At 38.8% G+C, this 19,667-nt stretch carries 12 protein-coding genes; 5 read left to right on the top strand and 7 right to left on the bottom strand.

What is annotated here, in order from left to right:
• Positions 1 to 82: 82 nt before the first annotated feature.
• The gene (hrcA, locus tag V4P57_RS08675; protein WP_455466123.1) at positions 83 to 1,153 is read right to left on the bottom strand and encodes a heat-inducible transcriptional repressor HrcA; all 1,071 of its coding nucleotides are present in this window, start codon (positions 1,151 to 1,153) and stop codon (positions 83 to 85) included.
• Between the two features lie 319 nt (positions 1,154 to 1,472).
• Here hrcA and rdgB point away from each other — a divergent pair, with 319 nt between their 5' ends.
• Together rdgB and hemW are read left to right on the top strand one after the other, a co-directional pair.
• Positions 1,473 to 2,120, top strand: coding sequence for an RdgB/HAM1 family non-canonical purine NTP pyrophosphatase (rdgB, locus tag V4P57_RS08670; RefSeq protein WP_455466122.1), 648 nt, complete (start codon positions 1,473 to 1,475; stop codon positions 2,118 to 2,120).
• On the top strand, positions 2,117 to 3,316 hold the full coding sequence (hemW, locus tag V4P57_RS08665; protein WP_455466121.1) for a radical SAM family heme chaperone HemW: 1,200 nt from the start codon (positions 2,117 to 2,119) through the stop codon (positions 3,314 to 3,316). The genes rdgB and hemW overlap by 4 nt, the downstream gene beginning before the upstream one ends.
• A gap of 93 nt (positions 3,317 to 3,409) precedes the next feature.
• On the opposite strand, the gene dapE is transcribed toward hemW, so the two are convergent.
• The 3 genes from dapE to V4P57_RS08650 all read right to left on the bottom strand — a co-directional run bounded on the left by dapE (position 3,410) and on the right by V4P57_RS08650 (position 6,367).
• Positions 3,410 to 4,582, bottom strand: a complete 1,173-nt coding sequence (dapE, locus tag V4P57_RS08660) for a succinyl-diaminopimelate desuccinylase (protein ID WP_455466120.1) — start codon at positions 4,580 to 4,582, stop codon at positions 3,410 to 3,412.
• Positions 4,583 to 4,786: 204 nt separating this feature from the next.
• Positions 4,787 to 5,554 (bottom strand): M48 family metallopeptidase, encoded by a 768-nt coding sequence (locus tag V4P57_RS08655; protein ID WP_455466119.1) that lies wholly within the window; start codon positions 5,552 to 5,554, stop codon positions 4,787 to 4,789.
• Between the two features lie 3 nt (positions 5,555 to 5,557).
• Positions 5,558 to 6,367, bottom strand: coding sequence for an alpha/beta hydrolase (locus V4P57_RS08650; RefSeq protein ID WP_455466996.1), 810 nt, complete (start codon positions 6,365 to 6,367; stop codon positions 5,558 to 5,560).
• A gap of 192 nt (positions 6,368 to 6,559) precedes the next feature.
• On the opposite strand from V4P57_RS08650, the gene infC reads away from it, so the two are divergent.
• The gene (gene infC, locus V4P57_RS08645; RefSeq protein WP_455466118.1) at positions 6,560 to 7,078 is read left to right on the top strand and encodes a translation initiation factor IF-3; all 519 of its coding nucleotides are present in this window, start codon (positions 6,560 to 6,562) and stop codon (positions 7,076 to 7,078) included.
• Positions 7,079 to 7,312: 234 nt separating this feature from the next.
• Entirely contained in the window at positions 7,313 to 9,079 is a 1,767-nt protein-coding gene (locus V4P57_RS08640) for an ABC transporter ATP-binding protein (protein ID WP_455466117.1), read from the top strand.
• 1,040 nt (positions 9,080 to 10,119) lie between these two features.
• On the opposite strand, the gene V4P57_RS08635 is transcribed toward V4P57_RS08640, so the two are convergent.
• Positions 10,120 to 14,754 (bottom strand): translocation/assembly module TamB domain-containing protein, encoded by a 4,635-nt coding sequence (locus V4P57_RS08635; protein ID WP_455466116.1) that lies wholly within the window; start codon positions 14,752 to 14,754, stop codon positions 10,120 to 10,122.
• A complete protein-coding gene (locus tag V4P57_RS08630; RefSeq protein WP_455466115.1) occupies positions 14,754 to 16,715 on the bottom strand; it encodes an autotransporter assembly complex protein TamA in 1,962 nt (653 codons plus the stop codon). Before V4P57_RS08630 ends, V4P57_RS08635 begins: the two co-directional genes overlap by 1 nt.
• A gap of 416 nt (positions 16,716 to 17,131) precedes the next feature.
• Here V4P57_RS08630 and V4P57_RS08625 point away from each other — a divergent pair, with 416 nt between their 5' ends.
• Positions 17,132 to 18,664 carry a YifB family Mg chelatase-like AAA ATPase gene (locus V4P57_RS08625; RefSeq protein WP_455466114.1) on the top strand — a complete coding sequence of 511 codons (1,533 nt, stop codon included), beginning with the start codon at positions 17,132 to 17,134 and terminating at the stop codon, positions 18,662 to 18,664.
• 12 nt (positions 18,665 to 18,676) lie between these two features.
• Here the strand turns inward: V4P57_RS08625 and V4P57_RS08620 are convergent, their stop codons facing one another.
• Entirely contained in the window at positions 18,677 to 19,546 is an 870-nt protein-coding gene (locus V4P57_RS08620) for a transporter substrate-binding domain-containing protein (protein WP_455466113.1), read from the bottom strand.
• Positions 19,547 to 19,667: the final 121 nt, after the last annotated feature.

Raw genomic sequence — 19,667 nt, 5'->3', positions numbered from 1 at the left:
AAATTTTGTAAACAAAAATCAAGAGGTATTTACGTATCTTAATACAATAAGCATTTATAGTACAAATATTCACTTGGTCGTTTTAACGCAACAATTGTGATATAAGCTGAGCTGTGTAATCAACCATGGGCACAATCCTGGCATAATTAAGCCGTGTGGGGCCAATAACTCCTAAGGCACCAATGACTCTTTGCTTTGAATCGCAATAAGGTGCCACAACTAAAGAAGAGCCAGAAAGTGAGAACAACTTATTTTCCGAACCAATAAAAATGCGAACTCCCGAACCTTCATCCGTTAAATCGAGAAGCTGTGCCATACTTTCACGCGTTTCAAGATCATCAAATAGGTGTCGTAACCGCTCTAAATCTTCTTCTGCTTTCACATCTTCAAGCAAATTGCTCCGCCCACGAACAATAAGATGTATTTTATGATCAGCACCTTCTCCTCCCCAAAGAGCTAACCCCGTTTCAACAAGATGATGAGATAAATGATCAAGTGCAGCCCGTGTTTCTGAGCATAAACGTGCAATTTCCTCTTTAGCTTCACTCAATGTTCGCCCCTGAATATGAGCATTAAGAAAATTCGTTGCCTCCGTTAGTTGTGCATGGGTAACCCCTTCTGGTAAATGAACAATACGATTTTCAACCTCACCTTGTTGTGTCACCAAAACTGCAAGGGCATGCTCCCTATCAAGGCGCACAAATTCAATATGCTTTAATGTCCCTTCATGTTTTGTTGCTAAAACGAGCCCTGCTCCACGTGATAGATCCGAAAGAACTTGGCTCGCTTGAATGAGAAAATGTTCAACTGATTGTGCGTGACCAGCCTCCTTGACTTGATTTTCAATACTTTCGCGCTCCTCAATTGGCAAATCACCCGCCTCCATAAATGCATCGACAAAAAATCGTAAACCTGATTGTGTCGGCATTCTCCCTGCAGATACATGAGGTGCATAAATCAAACCGAGATGTTCAAGATCACTCATCACATTACGAATGGTTGCAGGTGATAATGTCTGTTGCAAAAGCCGTGAAAGATTGCGTGACCCTACAGGTTCACCATCATTAAGATAGGCTTCAACAATATGGCGAAAGATATCACGTGAACGCTCATCAAGATATTGTAGTTCATTATCAATAGGTTTGCGCTTCATCACAATTGTTTCACTACTTTTAAAATATTCTCTCCTTATATAAGTTTTGCCAGGGTTTGGTCAAACAGTTTAAAACAGTGCAAAAGCGTAATACATATTTATCATAAAAAAAATGCTATCATCAAAAAGAAAGATACTTTTATGTATCTTTCCAATTATTGTCCTTATCAAATACATAAGATGTCATTTGAACAAAATATGAATGAACATTCAAAAATATTATGTCTCGTAAAATCTGGCAGAATTTATATTATATGATCGTTCAAGCTGGTTTTTAGCACAAAAAATCGCTATCCCCTTTCAATTTGGAGAGATGTATATGAGAAGCATAACAACTCAAAAACTCGTCATTGCTACACATAACACCGGCAAATTGCATGAAATTAGTGCATTGGTCACTTCTTTTGGTCTAAAAATACAATCAGCAAAAGAGCTTGGATTGCCTGAACCAAAAGAAACAGGAACAACGTTTGAAGAAAACGCTTATATCAAAGCCTTTGCAGCCGCAAAAAATACAGGACTTCCTGCCCTTTCTGATGATTCAGGCCTAGAAGTGGATGCATTGGATGGTGCACCAGGTGTTTATACAGCAGACCTCGCTCTTCAACCCGATGGAACACGTAATTATTTAAAAGCTATGCAAAAAATAGAAGACGAACTCCAAAAAATCAAAGCTTATGAAAAAAAACAACGAAAAGCTCGGTTTATATCGGTTCTTTGCATTGCATGGCCCGATACGCATGCAGATTATTTCCGCGGGTGCGTTGAAGGTACATTCATTTGGCCTCCACGTGGCGATAGAGGTTTTGGCTTTGATCCCATTTTTTTACCAGATGGATATGAAAATACCTTTGGCGAAATGACAACGGAGCAAAAACATGGCTGGAAACTCAACGATAAAACACCCCTCTCGCATCGTGCGCGTGCTTTCAAGCTTTTAGCAGAAAATCTTCTGGTACGCTCATGAATAAAGCTTTTGGCATTTACATTCATTGGCCTTTTTGTGCAACTAAATGTCCTTATTGTGATTTTAATTCACATGTGCGTGCCCATGGTGTTGATCAACCACGTTTTGTAACCGCCTTTGAACGTGAAATAGAAACGCAGTACTATAAAATAGGACCACGTCGTATTACGAGTATTTTTATCGGCGGGGGAACACCTTCTCTTATGACACCTCAAACTGTTGATGCCTTGTTGCAAGCAGTTGCAAGAAAGTGGACAATCGATGATAACGTTGAAATTACACTGGAAGCCAACCCATCAAGTGTGGAAGCAGAACGCTTTCGCGGATACCGCTTGGCAGGCGTTAACCGCCTGTCCTTAGGAGTACAAGCACTTAATGATAAAGCGCTACGAAAACTTGGCCGTCTTCATGATGTGAAACAGGCTCTTCACGCCATTGCTTTAGCACGAGAAATCTTTCCACGATTATCTTTTGATCTCATTTATGCCCGCCCTGAACAAACACTCGAGCAATGGAAAGATGAACTTTTTCAAGCCATAGACTTGGCAGCAGATCATCTTTCTCTTTACCAACTGACTATCGAGGAAGGAACTGCCTTTAAACGGCTTCATGCCGCCGGAAAACTTATTCTCCCCGCTTCAGAACTCGCAGCAGATCTATATCATCTTACCCAAGAAATAACTTCACTGCACGGACTTCCAGCCTATGAGATCTCAAATCATGCGATCCCCGGTGCCGAATCAGCACACAATCTTCTCTATTGGCGTTATCATGAATATGCGGGCTTTGGTCCAGGAGCTCATGGACGCTTTATTGAACGCTCACCTAATAATTTTTCTGCTTATTCAAAAACCCCTTTCTCTCAAATTGAAAACTGTGAGCGTTATGTCACAATAAATGAAAAATACCCTGAACATTGGCTCGAATTGGTAGAAAACACAGGGCATGGCTGTGTTGAAACAGAAAAATTGACCGCACCACAACAAGCAAATGAAATGCTTCTCATGGGACTGCGTCTTTGCGAAGGCTTGGATCTTTCGCGTTATGAAATCTTAAACCCCTATGGCTTACCAATGGAAAAGCTTATCGATTTACAACAGCAAGGACTGGTCGAAATGGTAGGAAACCAGCGCTTAAAAGTGACAAACAAAGGGCGCATTCTACTTGACCACATTATCGGCCAGTTGGCACACTAAAATCCTTGTGATTTTGACCTGCTGTTATATCACTTGCTGCATAATATTTACGGTTTTCAGTTTGAAAAAAGTTGCTTTAAAAACAATTGCGTCTCACTGAAAAAAATCAACAATGAAACATTCATAAATAGAAGTGAGGGTTTCCAATGCATCAAGGGGCACACATTCATCTACCATATGCATAGTCTGCCCCGGTAAGCCAAATTCAATCACTGGGCAATAATCTTTAATAAATCGCGCATCTGAAGTTCCCCCTGAAGTTGAACATTCTGGTATGTTCCCTGTCACACTTTCAATAGCATTCGATAAAGTTTTAACGAGTTTATCATTTTTGGTCAAAAAAACATCCCCAAAACTTGGAATCCATTCAAGCTGATAATAGGGGCATTGATTACCGTTGTTTTTTGATTGCACTGAAGAAAGACGCTTTTCAATTTCCGCAGTGAGCGTTTCTTTTGTCCAGATATCGTTGTAGCGTATATTAAAACGGACTGTCGTTTGCGCTGGAATAATATTTACTGCGCAATTACCTGTATCAATGGTTGTTAATTCCAAATTACTTGGTTGAAAATTCTCTGTGCCTTGATCTAAGGCTGTTTGTGTTAATGCTTGAATAAGCTTATTTACTAAAGGCAATGGATTGGCTGCCCGCTCAGGAAAAGCAACATGACCTTGGCGCCCTTTAACCGTAATGATACCAGAAATTGATCCTCGGCGGCCAATCTTGATCACATCACCAACAGTTTTTACGCTTGTTGGTTCTCCTACAAGAGCCGCAGTCCATTTTTCCCCTTTTTTCTCTGCCCATCTGAGAAGCTTGACCGTACCGTTAAGTGCAGGACCTTCTTCGTCACCAGTGATCAGAAGACTTATTGTTCCTTTAATAGACTGTTTTTCTAGAACTCGGGCCAACGCCGCAATAAAACAAGCGATCCCACCCTTCATATCAACAGCACCCCGCCCGTATAATTTGCCCTGCTCTATTACACCTTCAAAAGGAGGATATGTCCAGCTTTCTAGCTCACCTGGCGGCACCACATCAGTGTGACCCGCAAACATAAGATGCGGATCCTCTTTCCCCATTTTTGCATAAAGATTTTCAACATCTTCTGTATTTTTATCCGAAAAAATAGGACGCTCAACACGAAATCCCATCTTTGTTAGAAACTGTTCTAAAGTTGATAAAATACCCGCTTCATGAGGTGTAACAGAAGGACAACGAATAAGTGCCTGTAAAAGCTGAAGTGGGTCTGTAAGGACAGGCATAAGCACTTTTCCAATCTGAATTTAAGAATTATCAAAGATTAGTAAGCTGAATTACAAAAAAGATAAAGTAAAAACATTGAAGACACTCAGCAAACCAAGCAGGGGAAGACAATCGTGCTGAGGCTTCAATGAATTCCTCATCATATGATGAAGCACATACATAATGGAAAGCTCAATAAAAAGTTCCATTAAATGGTGTTCTATTCAAGATTTTTTCATATTTCCAGATTCATCTAACCGATATGAATGAAAATTGATTGCTTGCAACATATGACCATTTTCCTTCAACCAAGCGCGATATGTTTTGCTTTCTGGACAAAGTTTTTCACAGAGAGCCCAAAATTTAGGTCCATGATTCATTTCAATAAGATGGGCGACTTCATGCGCAACAATATATTCAACAATTTCTTTTGGTGCCATAATAAGACGCCACGAAAAAGAGAGGCGCTTGTCTATCGAGCAAGATCCCCAACGACTTTTTGTATCTTTATAACAAACTGACTTCACTTTACGCTCTACTTTATGTGCATAATGTGTAACCAATGGCGTTATAGTAAGCGCAGCCTGTTTTTTTAAAACATCAGCAACACGCCTTGGCAAATATTCTAATTGTCCATAAACGACAATCTGAGGTTCTTGTCCCGCATCACCTGCAATGATTTCCGTCACCCCACGCCCTGCTCTATGTCTTATGGTATGTGCAACACCCAGTAAAGGAATCGTTACACCCTCTTTGAGGCAAGAATTTTTGTGAGAAAATTGTAGGCGAGCAAGGCGTGCTTCAATCCAAGATCGGTGTTTTTCAATAAAACCTTGAACTGAACAGAGACTTATCCCCGGTGGTGTTGTTACGCAAACTCCTCCATCACTTGCATCAATACGTAATGTAAGACGGCACGCACGCTTATGTTCATGTACCTGTAAAGGCACAACGCGATCAGAGAAAATAAAATACTGTTCATAAATAGTCATACATTATGTCTTCATCATCAATGAATTTGACCCTTCTTCCGCATTAATCCGATCAATCAATGACCTCAATACCGTTTCGAGGCAATCCAAATCTTGCGGACGCGAAAAGCGATGATCTGCATCACGAACAAATGTCAATGTTACATCATTTAAAGGCAAATGATTAAGTAAAGTCAATGTATGTTGATAGGGTATCTCCTTATCTTCCATCCCTTGTAGAATATGGATTGGACAGCCAACATCAATACATCCATTCATGACACAGTTGTCTCGTCCATCTTCAATTAACGCTTTTGTAAAGGGCATTGGCTCCGCATCACCAACTGCAGGTCGTTCAACATACCCTTTTTCTTCCAAAATTTTCCATTCCTCTGGACCCAACTCTGGTTCTACCAATGTTTGTGTAAAATCAGGAGCTGGCGCAATCAATACCATACCAGCAAGCCTCTTGTTTTTCTGCGCTAGCATCATAGCAAGCCTTAGAGCAATCCATCCCCCCATAGAGGAACCAATCAAAATTTGCGGTCCTTCACAATAGGTTTCAAAAGTTGCTAAACTTTCTTTAACCCAACGTGAAATCGTCCCTTGAAAAAAATCACCCTCAGACTCTCCATGGCCAGAGTAATCAAAACGTAAACAGGACAAACCACTCTTCTGAGCAAAATTATCAACCAACATCGCTTTGCTCCCCAACATATCAGATTGATAGCCAGAAAGCCAAACTAACCCAGGAGAGCAACTGCCTTTACGATAACGTACTGCAAGAGCAGTGTTTTCAAACGAAAAAAATTGGCAAGGAATATTTTGATCCATCATTATTTTCCTCTATAAAACACTTTTACTAATAAAAGAAAAATTTCTACCTCCGAATTAAACTTCAAAATCATAAATCAAATAATGAAAAAAGCACGAATTCTAGTTGTTTTTCTGTGTGTAATTGTATATTAAATTAAGCTATAGATAAATCAAAATTAAGGAGCATAAACCATTCGTAGACCGTTTAAAATGACATCTACCCAGAAAGATGGGCCACGCTCAAATCAGGATATCCGTGTTCCTCGCGTCCAGCTTATAAATGATGAGGGACAGCATCAAGGTATTGTTGCAATACAAGAAGCACTCGCCATGGCTGCGGATGCAGGGCTTGATTTAGTTGAAATTGTACCAAACGCGGAACCACCCGTGTGTAAAATCATCGATTTGGGCAAATTGAAATATCAAACCCAAAAAAAAGCAGCTGAAACACGTAAAAAACAAAAGGTCATCGAAATCAAAGAGATTAAGATGCGTCCGAATGTTGATGTCCATGATTATGACGTCAAACTCAGAGCTATTCACCGCTTTATTGGTAATGGCGATAAAGTAAAGATTACTTTGCGTTTTCGTGGTCGTGAAATGGCGCATCAAGACCTTGGGTTAAAGCTACTTCAGCGTGTTAAAGAAGATACAAGTGAAATTGCTAAAATCGAATCTGAGCCCAAACTCGAAGGTCGTCAAATGATGATGGTGATAGCAGCTAAGTAATTTTTCATTGGGATAATGTACAAAATGAAACTTATCTAGAGTTTGAGTGGATGTATATGGTTTAAAGGCACTGCATATGGTTGTTGTGGTGCTTTTAAGTGGTCGTTGTGGTGTTCTAATTTCTCTGTTAAGATAATACTCTTTTTTATTATCTTTCTCATTATGAAGACTAAACATTTTTAATAAGAGTGCTTCAATCTTGCATAAAACAACGATAGAATATAGAAGCACTTCATGATCAAAAAACAAATTTCCGCTTTTGATAAGCATCTTATCTTTCGTCTCTTGCGAGAAAATTTTCATAAACATGTGCGTTGGTATAGTGCAGCTATTCTTTCAATGATCATTATTTCCTGCACAACTGCAGCTAGCGCATGGATTATGCGTGATGTGGTCAATTATATTATTGATGCGCAAAATTTTGGTATGATTGTTTTGGTTTCTAGCATCATTGCGTTCATTTTTATTCTCAAAGGGATTGCAACTTTTGCTCAAATTTACTTTTTAAGTAAAGCAGGCAATAGCATCGTTGCTGAACAACAGCGCAAAATTTACGCACGTCTTATGGAACAGGGTGTTTCTTTTTATCACAATAACACTTCATCTGATCTTCTTGTCCGCGTAACTCACAACGCTACAGCAGTACGTAATATCATTGATACAATTATCACAACTTTTGTGCGTGATTTACTTTCTGTTAGTGGTCTGTTGCTTGTCATGTTTATTCAAAACTTTACGTTAATCGCTATTACTTTAATAGTGGGACCACTGGCTTTTTTAGGGGTCAGAATGGCTTTAAAACATGTTCGTAGCCTTGTGGAAAAAGAACTCCTTTCACTCGGTGAAATTATCAAAATTGTGCAAGAAAGCTCTATTGGTATTCGAGTCATCAAGGCTTTTTCATTAGAAGAACTTATGAAAAAACGTATGGACAAAGCCATTTATAATGTTGAAAAACAAGCAAATACTATTGCAATGCTTCAAGCCATTACAAATCCGATTATGGAGACACTCGCTGGTATTGCTATTGCGGGAATCATCTGTTTTTCCGGCTATCTTGCCACCCAACGGGCAGGTGTTCAAGGTGAGTTCATGTCCTTTATTGTCGCTTTACTTCTTACTTATGAACCGGCAAAAAGACTTGCAAATGTACGTGTCAAAATTGAATCTGGCTTGGTTAATATCCGTACAATGTACGAAATACTCGATCATCCTCTTACGATTACAGAACACGAAGAAGCTAAAGATCTGGATAAAAAACAAGGGGGCATCCGTTTTGAACATGTTTCTTTTGCATATACGGATAACCAAATGGTGTTAAAAAACATCAATCTAGAAATAGAACCCAAAAAAATGACCGCATTGGTAGGACCTTCAGGATCAGGAAAATCAACCCTTATTAATCTAATTATGCGCCTTTATGACCCCACACAAGGACGCATATTAATCAACAATCAAGACATCCGCTATACTACATTTCGCTCCCTTAGAAGTCTGATAGCCTATGTGGGACAAGATACTTTTCTTTTTCAAGGAACAATCAAATATAATATAGGACTTGGAAAAGCAGGAGCCAGTGATGATGAAATTATCAGAGTAGCAAAATCAGCCAATGCACACGACTTTATTATGGATCTACCAAATGGCTACGATACACAAATCGGTGATAATAGCTGTAATCTTTCAGGTGGACAAAAACAGCGACTCGCTATTGCTAGAGCAATGCTTCATAACAGTGAAATTCTCATTCTTGATGAAGCAACAAGTGCTCTAGATTCGCACACTGAAGCACAAATTAATGAAGCTCTTGATCATCTCACCAAAGGGCGTACAACTATCATTATTGCTCATCGCCTTTCAACAATTGCTCAGGCTCATAAAATTATTGTCATAAAAGATGGTCAACTGATTGAGCAAGGTAACCAAAAGGAGTTGCTGGAAAAAGAAAATGGTTTTTACAAAAAACTCCATAATATCCAATTCAAAAAGCACACATCCTAGTTCTTAGATATTTAAGCAAGATTTGAGATAAAAAGTGGATAAGTGATCTTGTTTCTTTGTAGAGAACGGTGGAATACTATGGAGAGTTATTACATTACGTACGGCAATTAGTAAAAGATGCACGGTTTAATGAAAATAAGTATCTAAGTTCGCAACTAAAAACCTTACCCATTGTTTTCTTGAAAGTATTTGTTTTAAAAACAGGAGCTCAATAGCGAGAGTTTTCCCCATTTTTCAGAACAGCAGTGCGGTATCTATAAATGTTATGATCCTCATACATGTAGAGGGAGATGAAACAAAGTTTTGAAAGAACTTGCTAAGAATTATTATGGTGGAACTGTGATGATCGATACCATCTTTGTCGGTACTTATCCGCGTGCTACAGGCTATAGATTAAGAATAGCATGAGAAAAAAGCAAAGGGGGACGTACCATAAAACCTCACATATTGCGAAGAATGCCATCTTATCGAAGTCTTATTCAAAAAATATAATACATTGATTTACAATAATTCATCACTTTGCAATTTATTTAAATGAGTGATCAGAATATCGTAAGATTCTCTTATTGCAAACTCCCTTATGATCAACCAGAAAAGAAAAGATCATTCACTCGCACATCACAAACAGAATTGGTGTATAAATAAAATCATTTAAAAAAATGAGTAAATATGTCTCTTATACATCTCAATGCAAAAACAATCACAACATTGAAATCTGCTCAAAAATGACGGTACCGGTTTTGTCATCCATAGGCGTAACAGATAGCGGTGCCTGATGGATTTTCGTTCTACCATTCACGGGTAGCGCTATAATAAAGGGATTGGAACAAACAGAGATGTTAAAATAAATATATGAATGAAAAGCTTATCCCATAAGAGAATATTATAAACAAAAAAACAAATACTTCAGACGTATCTTCCCACGATCTGGTAAAAAAGTCTCTTCTTTACGTGGGATTCCTAGCCTATACTCCAATCTTCCCATGGCTTAGAGAATTAAATGCATAAACTAAGCAATTGGAATTTCACAAATTCAATCCTTAATAATCTCTTTCATAAAATATACCAACACTAGAATTCTTTTCATTTCCTATGGCACCTTTAGCTTTGAGATGACGAGAAACATCTAAATTAATTATTCCTTTTGTGGTTCCATCTGACCCTGCTTCAAAACCTAAATAAATGTTATTGTGTATATAGCGTCCAATACGTAAACCCGTATTCCCTTTTTCATCAACGGTAACATCAAGATCATCAAGACCAATTTTAGCCCGTAGAGTGTTCAATAAGGATGTATTAGAAGCGCCTGCAAGATCAGCTGCCGCTGCCGCAAGCTGCGCAATCTGAAATGGTGATAATTCGCTAAGAGAGCGATTAAAAATCAAACGCGCTAAAACTTCATCCTTCGGCAAATTAGGTTGTGACGAAAAATGAATATCAAGATTATCAATCGTTCCACTTACAGTGACAGTGACACGAATATCACCACTATTCTTGTTTGCCGCAAAATAAACGGTAGGATTAAGATTGCCACTAAAACTCGCTTGTCCATGATCGAAATTAAGACGCTGTGAAAGAATATCAAAACGTCCACGAATCATCTGAAACTCACCAACTGGGTGCACATCATTCAATGGACCTGCTATGTTAATGCGTCCTCCCAGTTCGGTATCTAAACCTCGTCCACGTACAAAAAACTGATTGCGTGCCGTAATACGCATATTTGATAGTACAACAGAGGAAGATTCTTGAGAGACTTTAGAACTTGTATTGGTATTCTTAACATCAGCACGCTCAAGTGTTTCTTGAATCGATTTAGTTAAATTCTTATTTTTAATACCAAGAAATTTTGCGTTTTGAAAATAATCCGGAACAAAAACTTCAGCTTTTTCAACTGTAATATCACCACCAATAACAAGATTGTCCAAAAAATGACCCGTCATTGTCATCTTTCCTGACAACGTTGCAAGAATCATAGAACCATCATTATAATTGGCGTGGTCAAGATGAAATACCAAATCTGGCTGTAGATCACTAGAGATACGGCCTGAAGCAGAAACGAATCCCCCCTCAGACGAAAAAGCTGAAGCTTTCTCTATAAGAATATTATCGCCATTTAGTTTGCCTTCAATGGTTATATTGTTCAGTCCTAAATTTGTTTTTGAATCAAAAAAACTACCATCAACTATAGAAAGATCCCCCATTAACTGTGGCTGAAATAATGCACCTTTTAAAGTTGTATTAATCTTTGCTGTGCCCGTTATATGCGCACCGCGTTTAGCTAAAAATAGATCAATAAAAGAAAGAGGTGTCGTTCCTTTAACACTTAAATTAACTTCTGAACCATTTAAGGAAACAGGCCCATTTATGGAGAGATCCAATCCTTTATCTCCAGTTACTACCATATTTTCAATGTGAAAAGTTGCTTTTTTGTAAGAACCACGTGTATTCATATTGATCGACATAGGACCTCCATGCGTCATAGCGGTCAAGCTTTGACTAGAAAGCTCAAAACAAGCAGATGGATCCTTCATTGTTCCACCAATATCGACCTTACCTACAACCGTTCCTCCAAGCGCTTGCCCTGCAACAAAACCATTAACCAAACGTACAGGAAAATCTTGCAAGTTAACATGGAGATCAAGCTTGTTTTTATCTAAAGATATACGACCTTGTGCCTGTGCCTGTAGCCCTTCTCCCGTTAAATTTGCATTTAAGGTGAGATTTTTGTCTACTGTTTTACCTGTAGCAGTAAGCATGAAAGGCATTATTTTTTTATCTTGAAGAGCAACGGTTGTCAGTCCCTCCCCTTTTATATCATAAGTTACATCAGGCTTTTCAAAACTACCAAGAATTAAAGCATGGCCTGTTACAGTACCAGATGCTCCAAGATCAGATTTCCATAGATTAACTAAAGCAGCAGGAAACGCATTCATTGTAAGATGAACATTAAGGGTATCTCGCACATTTCCTGCAAGTATAATTCTTCCTCCATTCATCGCAATTGCTAATTCATTTATTGTCATTCCATTTTTATCAAAAACAATCGTAGCCGCTTTAGGTAATGTTGCATGAAAATTGCGTTGTTTAACATCTATGGTTTCAATCTGCATTTCTCGTTTTATACCTTCTGGAAATCCCATCGCAACCATACGGCCAGAAAGGTGTGCATTCGTATTATTAGGTAACATCGCTTGAGCAGTAAAAATTGTTTGCCCATTTTTAACATTGGCTTGAGCTCTCAAATGATTAATCATCATCAGAGGCGTTTGAATATACTCTGCATTGATAGAACCCTCAAGCTGTGTCATGCTAAAAGGATCAGATATATCCGCTTTGACTTCTAACTTTTTAACTTTATTTTTTGCAAAATTCAAACGGTCAACATGCACTTTTAGATTGGCTTTTTGTCTGCCATTTTGTTCATTAAAAACAAAATCTCCTCTTATTTTTCCACTGCCTTCCTGCAAAAATAACGCAGAAAGCACTGAAATATCATCAGCATCAATATGCAAAGCACCTTTAACAAAACCTTTCGTTTGAGAAAGATCACCGGTTATTTTTGCACTGCCCCCTCTCATATCGATATCTTCAAACTTTCGAATCTGATAAGAATCCTTAAAAGAAGCCGATAAATACAATGGTTTCTTAGCAAAAGTTCCTTCACCCTTTACAGAGCCTGTTAAAGAAGGTACCAGCGATGTATTATCCATCAGTGTTTTTATCGTAAGTGTCGTATTTTGTAGCTTCTTCCCCATTAAAAATGCTTCAGCAACATGGGCACGTGTATCAAGCTTTATGAGGTTATTGTACCCTCTAGCCGTACTTTGAATTGTAAGCGCACCTTTTATTCTTGAATCCAATTTAGCAAGATCAGATATTTTAGCATAAAAATCCATTTTAGCTCTCTCACTTGAAAAATATCCATCAGCTTTTATATCTGCGTATTGATTTTTCAAATCCAAACGACGCAAAACCAAACCTGCCGTGTTGTAAGCAACACCGCCTGAAAGAGTAAAATTTCCTTTGAAGAAATTATCGAAAGGCTCCATGCCTATCTTCATATTGTCAGCCATCCCTGATAATTCAAGATCAAAAGTGCGACTTATTAAACCAACTGTTCCTTTGGCTTTAATATCTGCGCTACCTGATAGTGGTTGTTTACTCAACAGGTTAAAAGGAGCGAGTGTTTGCGTTTTCAGACCAAGATCGCCTTTAAAAACTAAATGATCCATCTTCCCCTTTAACCAAGCAGAAAAATCCTGACCCGTAACACTAAAATCATGAATCAAAACGGGTTTGCTAGAAAAAATATCCGTATCTAGATAGACATGAACTGTTTGACCTACATTTTGTCCCAACGTGTCCGTATTTTTTTCAATCCCTCGAAGTATTCCTTTAACCTGAATACCAACATGACGAGAAGCTGCATTATCAAGATTTTCGCTCACTCCCCCCATATCAAAAATTGCATCACGAATATGAATATTTTTATTGCTCAACTGATGTACGACAAGCCGTCCATTCCAGGATTGTTTTCCTTCGCGGCCATAATCAATGTTTAAAGCAAGATTTTCCACACGCGTTGGCACTTCTGACGCTGCTAAATGTGCTGTCCCATTTTCCTTATCAAGAGCCATTTTACCATCAACAAAAAGCCGCCGTAAAAATCCATCTGCTGTTATTTCAGCATTGGCAACAACATTCATTGCTTTTCCCTGAATGACCATATTATCAAGGTGCGTTACGCCCTCTTTTGTCGTTCTTGCCTCTGCTTGCAATGTGATATCAGATTCAAAGAAGCTACGATATTGAGGAGGCATTAAAGAGCCAAGTGTGCCCACTAATTTAGTAGAAAGACTGTGTCCTTCTTCAATACTTGCAAGAACAACATCGCCATCTAAAATAGGATGGTGATCGACTTCTAAATAAAGTTTGACAGCCAAATCATCAAAAGTACCATCACCTTTAATAGAAAGATTTAATGAAGGGCGCTTTTCAATTTTCAAAACATTGGCCAAAATACCATTTTGCGGTTCATTTGCAGAAATATCAATTTTAGCTGTGCGGTTGCTATTGGATACCTTCGTTAGAACAGAAAAAGATCCTTGTGCATCTAAACGATGAGCCGCTAAATCAGCATCAAAAACACCATTAGCTAAAGTTAGATTCCCTTTTAAGGACACATCAGCAAAAAAACCAAAAAGGTCCTGTTCAAACGCTACATGCTCAACCGTAAGGGTATCGATAGAAATGGCAAATGGCAATTTCGGTAAAGAAAACTTCCCAACCTCAAGAGAAGAGTTACCTTGTGGTTTGCGTAAAAATGTGATCTGTTCCAACGAAAGCTGGTTGATATCCATACGCCCTCTCAGCAACGCTAAGCGGTTCCAATCCATTTTAGCATTGGTAATTTTAAGCCATACACCTTTTTTGTCACTCACGGTAATGGTATCAACTGATGTTTGAGAAGACAGTGTCCCTTGCACATTATGTAACCGTACTTGGCGATTAGGCGCTGAAAGTCCGCGTTCAATAAAAGAAACAAACCATGAATCATCATCGGCTCTTGCTTCGCTAGAAAGTGAAATGCCTCCCTGCGCAAAAATAAGAGCGCTCACAAAAAGAAACAAAAATCCAAATAAGAAAGCCGATAAACGCACAGTTTTTTTCATTAAAACGCTTGCCCTATACCCACATAAAAACCAACACGAGGATCACCTTTCTCTCGCTTAAGAGGAAAAGCTAAATCAACCCGTAAAGGACCAAGACCTGTCATATAGCGACCTCCAATACCAGCTCCCCATTTAATTTTTTGAGAAAAATCAAAACCCGCCTTCTCCCCTACAAGCCCTCCATCAAGAAAACCGACAAGCCCTATCTTACCATTTAAAGAAAAGCGTAATTCTGCTGTACCCTCAACAAGTGCTTGTCCACCAACAACAGCATCATTGTCTGTTTTGATACCAATATTGCGATAAGCATAACCGCGAACAGATCCACCACCACCAGCAAAAAATAGCGTATCTGAAGGTACTTGCGCTTTATTACTCCCAAGAATTGCACCAAGCTTTGCTCGTGTTGCAAAAACAAAACGGTCCTTTTCATCCAGTGTCCAATAAGAACGACCTTCCACAGTCATTTTTGCTACAAAATTGTTAGAACGCATTTCATAAAAAGGTTCAACAAACGCTTCACCATACAAACCTTTTGTCGCATTAAATTTGTTATTACGGCTATCATAAATCAAACTACTGGGTAACCCAATTGTGGTAAAATGACGATTCCCAAAATAGGCATCGCGTGAATAACCATTAGAAACCTCTAAAGCAACCTGTCCCGATAGATTACCGTTAAAGATATGCGTTACACCGAATTTTCCTCTAATGGCTTTTGTCGTATAATTTTCTAGGACATCTTGCTGTATTCTCAATTCTGTCCTAAAATCTGTATCAGGAGTAAATACACCGGGCTTTATAAATGTACCACCGAAAAGATAATCAAAATTCTTCGGATTATATGACTTTTCCTTGTGGCTGCCAATGCCGCTTATTTTTGTCTCAATTTTAAGGTGTTCTGCATGGCCGAAAAGATTGTTATGCATCCAATAAGCCTCAAAACCAGCACCATCTAATGTTGAATAGCTACCACCTGCACCGAAACGACGCGGCTTACGCTCTTGTAAAACAAGCGTAAGCGGTAAACTGCCATCTGAATTAATTGTATCAGCCTCACGTATATTAATAGCACGAAAAACATTAAGTCGTGCAAGTCTTTCATTCGCCTTGGCTAATGCATTAGAATCGTATTTTTGGCCTACCTTCAATCCTGTCATCCATGCAATATAGGCCGAATCTACGCGTGGCTTCCTACTAACATTACGCACGCTTAAAGGACCATAATAAGCTTCTTTTCCCGGATCAACGGTAAGCTGTGCATCAATGAGACGTGCAGCATGATCAGCAACTACCTCACTCTTTATAACTTGCGCTTTAGCATAACCTTGTCGACGCCACCCTTCAATCGCCCATCTTTCTGCTTTCAGAATGGTTTCAGATTTGGCAATAGTCCCAACCTTATAACCCAATTCTTCAATTGTAGGTATTTGATTGGTTTTATATTTTATGAACGGAGCAACTTTATCGATACCTGCAACACTAAAAACGTATTGTGGACCGGCATCAATGGTAATAACAATATTAGATTGTGCTGGGAGTTGAGTTACTGGGCTTAAATCGGCAGCTTCTAAACCATTAATCTTGATACTAATAACACTGCCATAACGTCCATCAGCGTAAAGAGCAGAGAGAATTGCCCGATAATCTGAACGGGCTTTAGCTAATAGACCAGAAGAACTAAATGCTTTATCTTTATCAGCAACAAGAGAAGAAACAGCCTTAACTATTTTAATACCTTCTGACGGCGCCCCCAATGGTGCAACGACATCAACCTTATAAAATTTCTCTGTACCACTGACATTATACGAAGAGACATTTTTTTTCTTTTTATCAAAAAGAGGGATGCCAAAAAAATCAAATGCTGCAAGTGGCTGAGGAAAAGCGCAGATGAAACATAGACTTATGAATACACTGCGCATGGCTCCTGACTCTGAAAAAAATCCTTTCTGGCATACCATAAAATCAGATACCTTTAATACACTTCACATTATATTACTTTGTACTATAAATAACACCAAACAAGAAAGATAAATATGCCTATTCTTGAGATTTGCTACATTTGATAACATCAAATAATTCTTTTTTCTTGCGCTACATAACATTTCCCCTCTTATACTCACAAAATCCTATACTGCCATGCAACACAAACAGCTTCGCTTCTTTTTTTCTAACACATTCATTTAACTCATTATAAATGTTTTATTTAACCGCATATAATCATGGTTAAATTTGCGCAAATTATACTCCCCAATTACATTCCAAAAGCTTGCGCACCTATATAGATCTCCCACTCTAGAAAACCATATAAAGACTTCTTGATTTTTATGTACAGATATGTTTGTCTCTTCTAAATTAAAAGGGGGAGAATAAACGGATGATCGCGCGTGTCACAACTGTTGCTTTTCGCGGTCTAGAAGCAGTACCTGTCGATGTACAGGTTATGATTTCCCCTGGTAAAGTAGGAATGGCTATTGTTGGATTAGCCGATAAGGCAATCGCAGAAAGCCGTGAACGTGTGCAAGCAGCCCTTCATGCTTGTGGACTTTCTATGCCTAATAAACGCGTTACTATTAATCTTGCACCAGCTGATTTGCCTAAAGAGGGATCACATTATGATTTACCAATTGCCGTAGGCTTAATGCTTGCTATGGGAATTCTTCCTTCTGACGTAGCGCAAGATTACATCATTTTAGGAGAATTATCGCTGGATGGCTCACTTACAGCCGTCAATGGTGTTTTACCGGCCGCAATGACAGCTTTATCACTTAATAAAGGGCTTATTTGTCCCTATCAATGTGGACCTGAAGCAGCATGGGCAAACGCAGAGATGAACATTCTCGCACCCGAGACTCTTCTTACCATGGTCAATCATTTTAAAGGAACACAAATACAAAAACGTCCACAACCACGCCATTATACAATCCAAACTGAACTTCCAGACCTTTGCGAAATTAAAGGACAAAAAACCGCCAAACGTGCATTAGAAGTTTGTGCTGCTGGACGACATAACCTTTTGTTTGTAGGTCCTCCTGGTGCAGGCAAATCTATGTTAGCTCAACGTTTACCTTCCATTTTGCCGCCTCTTGATAGCCGTGAACTCTTAGATGTTTCTCTGATTGCTTCTATCACAGGAGAAACAGTCCATAATACCATTTCACTCCACTGTCCCTTTCGTGCTCCGCATCATTCTGCTTCCATGGCAGCTATGATTGGTGGTGGTCTTAAAGCACGACCAGGAGAAGTCTCACTTGCACATAATGGCGTTTTATTTCTTGACGAGTTGCCTGAATTTTCTCCACAGGTTCTTGATTCTCTTCGTCAACCTTTAGAGAGTGGAGAATGTGTTATCGCCCGCGCTAATCACCATATCAGCTATCCTGCCCGCATTCTACTCATTGCTGCAATGAATCCTTGCCGATGCGGTATGGCAGGCGAAAAAAACCATGTTTGTGCTAAAGGAATACGTTGTCAAATCGATTATCAGTCCCGTATTTCTGGTCCTCTGCTCGACCGAATTGATTTACGGATTGATGTTCCTGCTTTAACAGCTATGGATCTTATGCAACAAGAGCAATCAGAAAAAAGCTGCGATGTTGCAAAACGCGTCGCACAATGCCGTGCCATCCAAATTAAACGTTTTACGAAATTGGGTCTTGACCATATTCGCACCAACGGTGATTGTCCTGCTAAAATTATCGAACAAATTGCTATTCCTGATAAAAATGCAGCCACACTCTTAAGGGATGTAAGCGAAAAGATGCACCTTTCTGCACGCGCCTATCATCGCATTCTCAAAGTTGCACGCACCATTGCTGATCTCGACGACGCAGACCATCTTTCACGCCATCATCTCGCAGAAGCTATTTCCTATCGACTGGGCACTGAAAAGCTAACAGCTCTTACCTAAGGAAAATACTCATCAATAAAAACTAATTGGAAAATAGCGCAGATAAAGCTCTGCAAGCTTGCCATCATTTTCTAGAGATTTAAGAGCATAATTGAGTATATCAACCAATTTTTCGCTCTTTCTTGCAACAGCTAGCCGCATTCCTTGCCCCAATAACTGTGGAGCCATATATGCTCCTCCAACAAAATGACAGCAATCACCGGATTTTGGATCATTCAGCCATAAAGATAAAGCAAATCCATCATCAAAAATAAGATCAATTTTATGATCCTGTAACGCTTTATAGAGCTCCACCCTGTCTTTAAATCCCTGCCATTTGGCTCTAGGAAAATAACTATGAAATAGCTTTTCGTGAGCACTTTTGAGCAGAAATCCACTGCTTAAATATGCAAGTTTATCGCTTATTGGCTCATCGAAATTCACAAATCGTGAAGCAACAAATCGAGCCGGGAAGCGCAGATAAGATCTTGTAAAAACAAGATCTTGATGCGTTTTAATCGTTTCTTTTAAACCAGCAATAATCACTTCTGCGCCACCATCTTTGACATGGTCTACAAGCTCTTCCCAAGGAATAACTTCTACTTCACAGATTTTCTCAAGGTTTAATTTTGAACAAATAGCGCGCAATAAATCGATATTATAGCCTGCAAGATGCCCTGTTTGATCAAGAAAATTAAAAGGAGGAAAATCAAAAGTTGTTACAAAACGCAAACGAATTATATCTGTTGTATCAGGTTTTATAAAATGTTTATGCGAATCAAAAAAAGAAGGGAGTCCTGCAGCTGTTTCAGCCTTTACGAAAGAGGAAAACAAAAATCCCCATGTTGCAAATAAAACTCCAATAAGAACATTGAATATATTTATAAGTTTTTTTATTTTCAAAGTTTTTCCCCCATTTTCAAAGCTAAAATACAAACTTTTCAACTATAATATCTAATGCACTTAACTGAAATATCTGCCATTTTATGGATTAAAATTCCTGCTATTCTCCAAAAACTGTCAA

The sequence above is a fragment of the Bartonella sp. B39 genome (genome assembly GCF_053795145.1).
This window is presented reverse-complemented; position numbering and strand designations above follow the sequence as displayed.

Coding starts and splice junctions, on each gene's coding strand:
- hemW (WP_455466121.1), top strand. CDS start 2,117: ATGAATAAAGCTTTTGGCATTTACATTCATTGGCCTTTTTGTGCAACT.
- V4P57_RS08650 (WP_455466996.1), bottom strand. CDS start 6,367: ATGGATCAAAATATTCCTTGCCAATTTTTTTCGTTTGAAAACACTGCT.
- V4P57_RS08655 (WP_455466119.1), bottom strand. CDS start 5,554: ATGACTATTTATGAACAGTATTTTATTTTCTCTGATCGCGTTGTGCCT.
- V4P57_RS08640 (WP_455466117.1), top strand. CDS start 7,313: ATGATCAAAAAACAAATTTCCGCTTTTGATAAGCATCTTATCTTTCGT.
- V4P57_RS08635 (WP_455466116.1), bottom strand. CDS start 14,754: ATGAAAAAAACTGTGCGTTTATCGGCTTTCTTATTTGGATTTTTGTTT.
- rdgB (WP_455466122.1), top strand. CDS start 1,473: ATGAGAAGCATAACAACTCAAAAACTCGTCATTGCTACACATAACACC.
- infC (WP_455466118.1), top strand. CDS start 6,560: ATGACATCTACCCAGAAAGATGGGCCACGCTCAAATCAGGATATCCGT.
- V4P57_RS08630 (WP_455466115.1), bottom strand. CDS start 16,715: ATGGTATGCCAGAAAGGATTTTTTTCAGAGTCAGGAGCCATGCGCAGT.
- V4P57_RS08625 (WP_455466114.1), top strand. CDS start 17,132: ATGATCGCGCGTGTCACAACTGTTGCTTTTCGCGGTCTAGAAGCAGTA.
- dapE (WP_455466120.1), bottom strand. CDS start 4,582: ATGCCTGTCCTTACAGACCCACTTCAGCTTTTACAGGCACTTATTCGT.
- hrcA (WP_455466123.1), bottom strand. CDS start 1,153: ATGAAGCGCAAACCTATTGATAATGAACTACAATATCTTGATGAGCGT.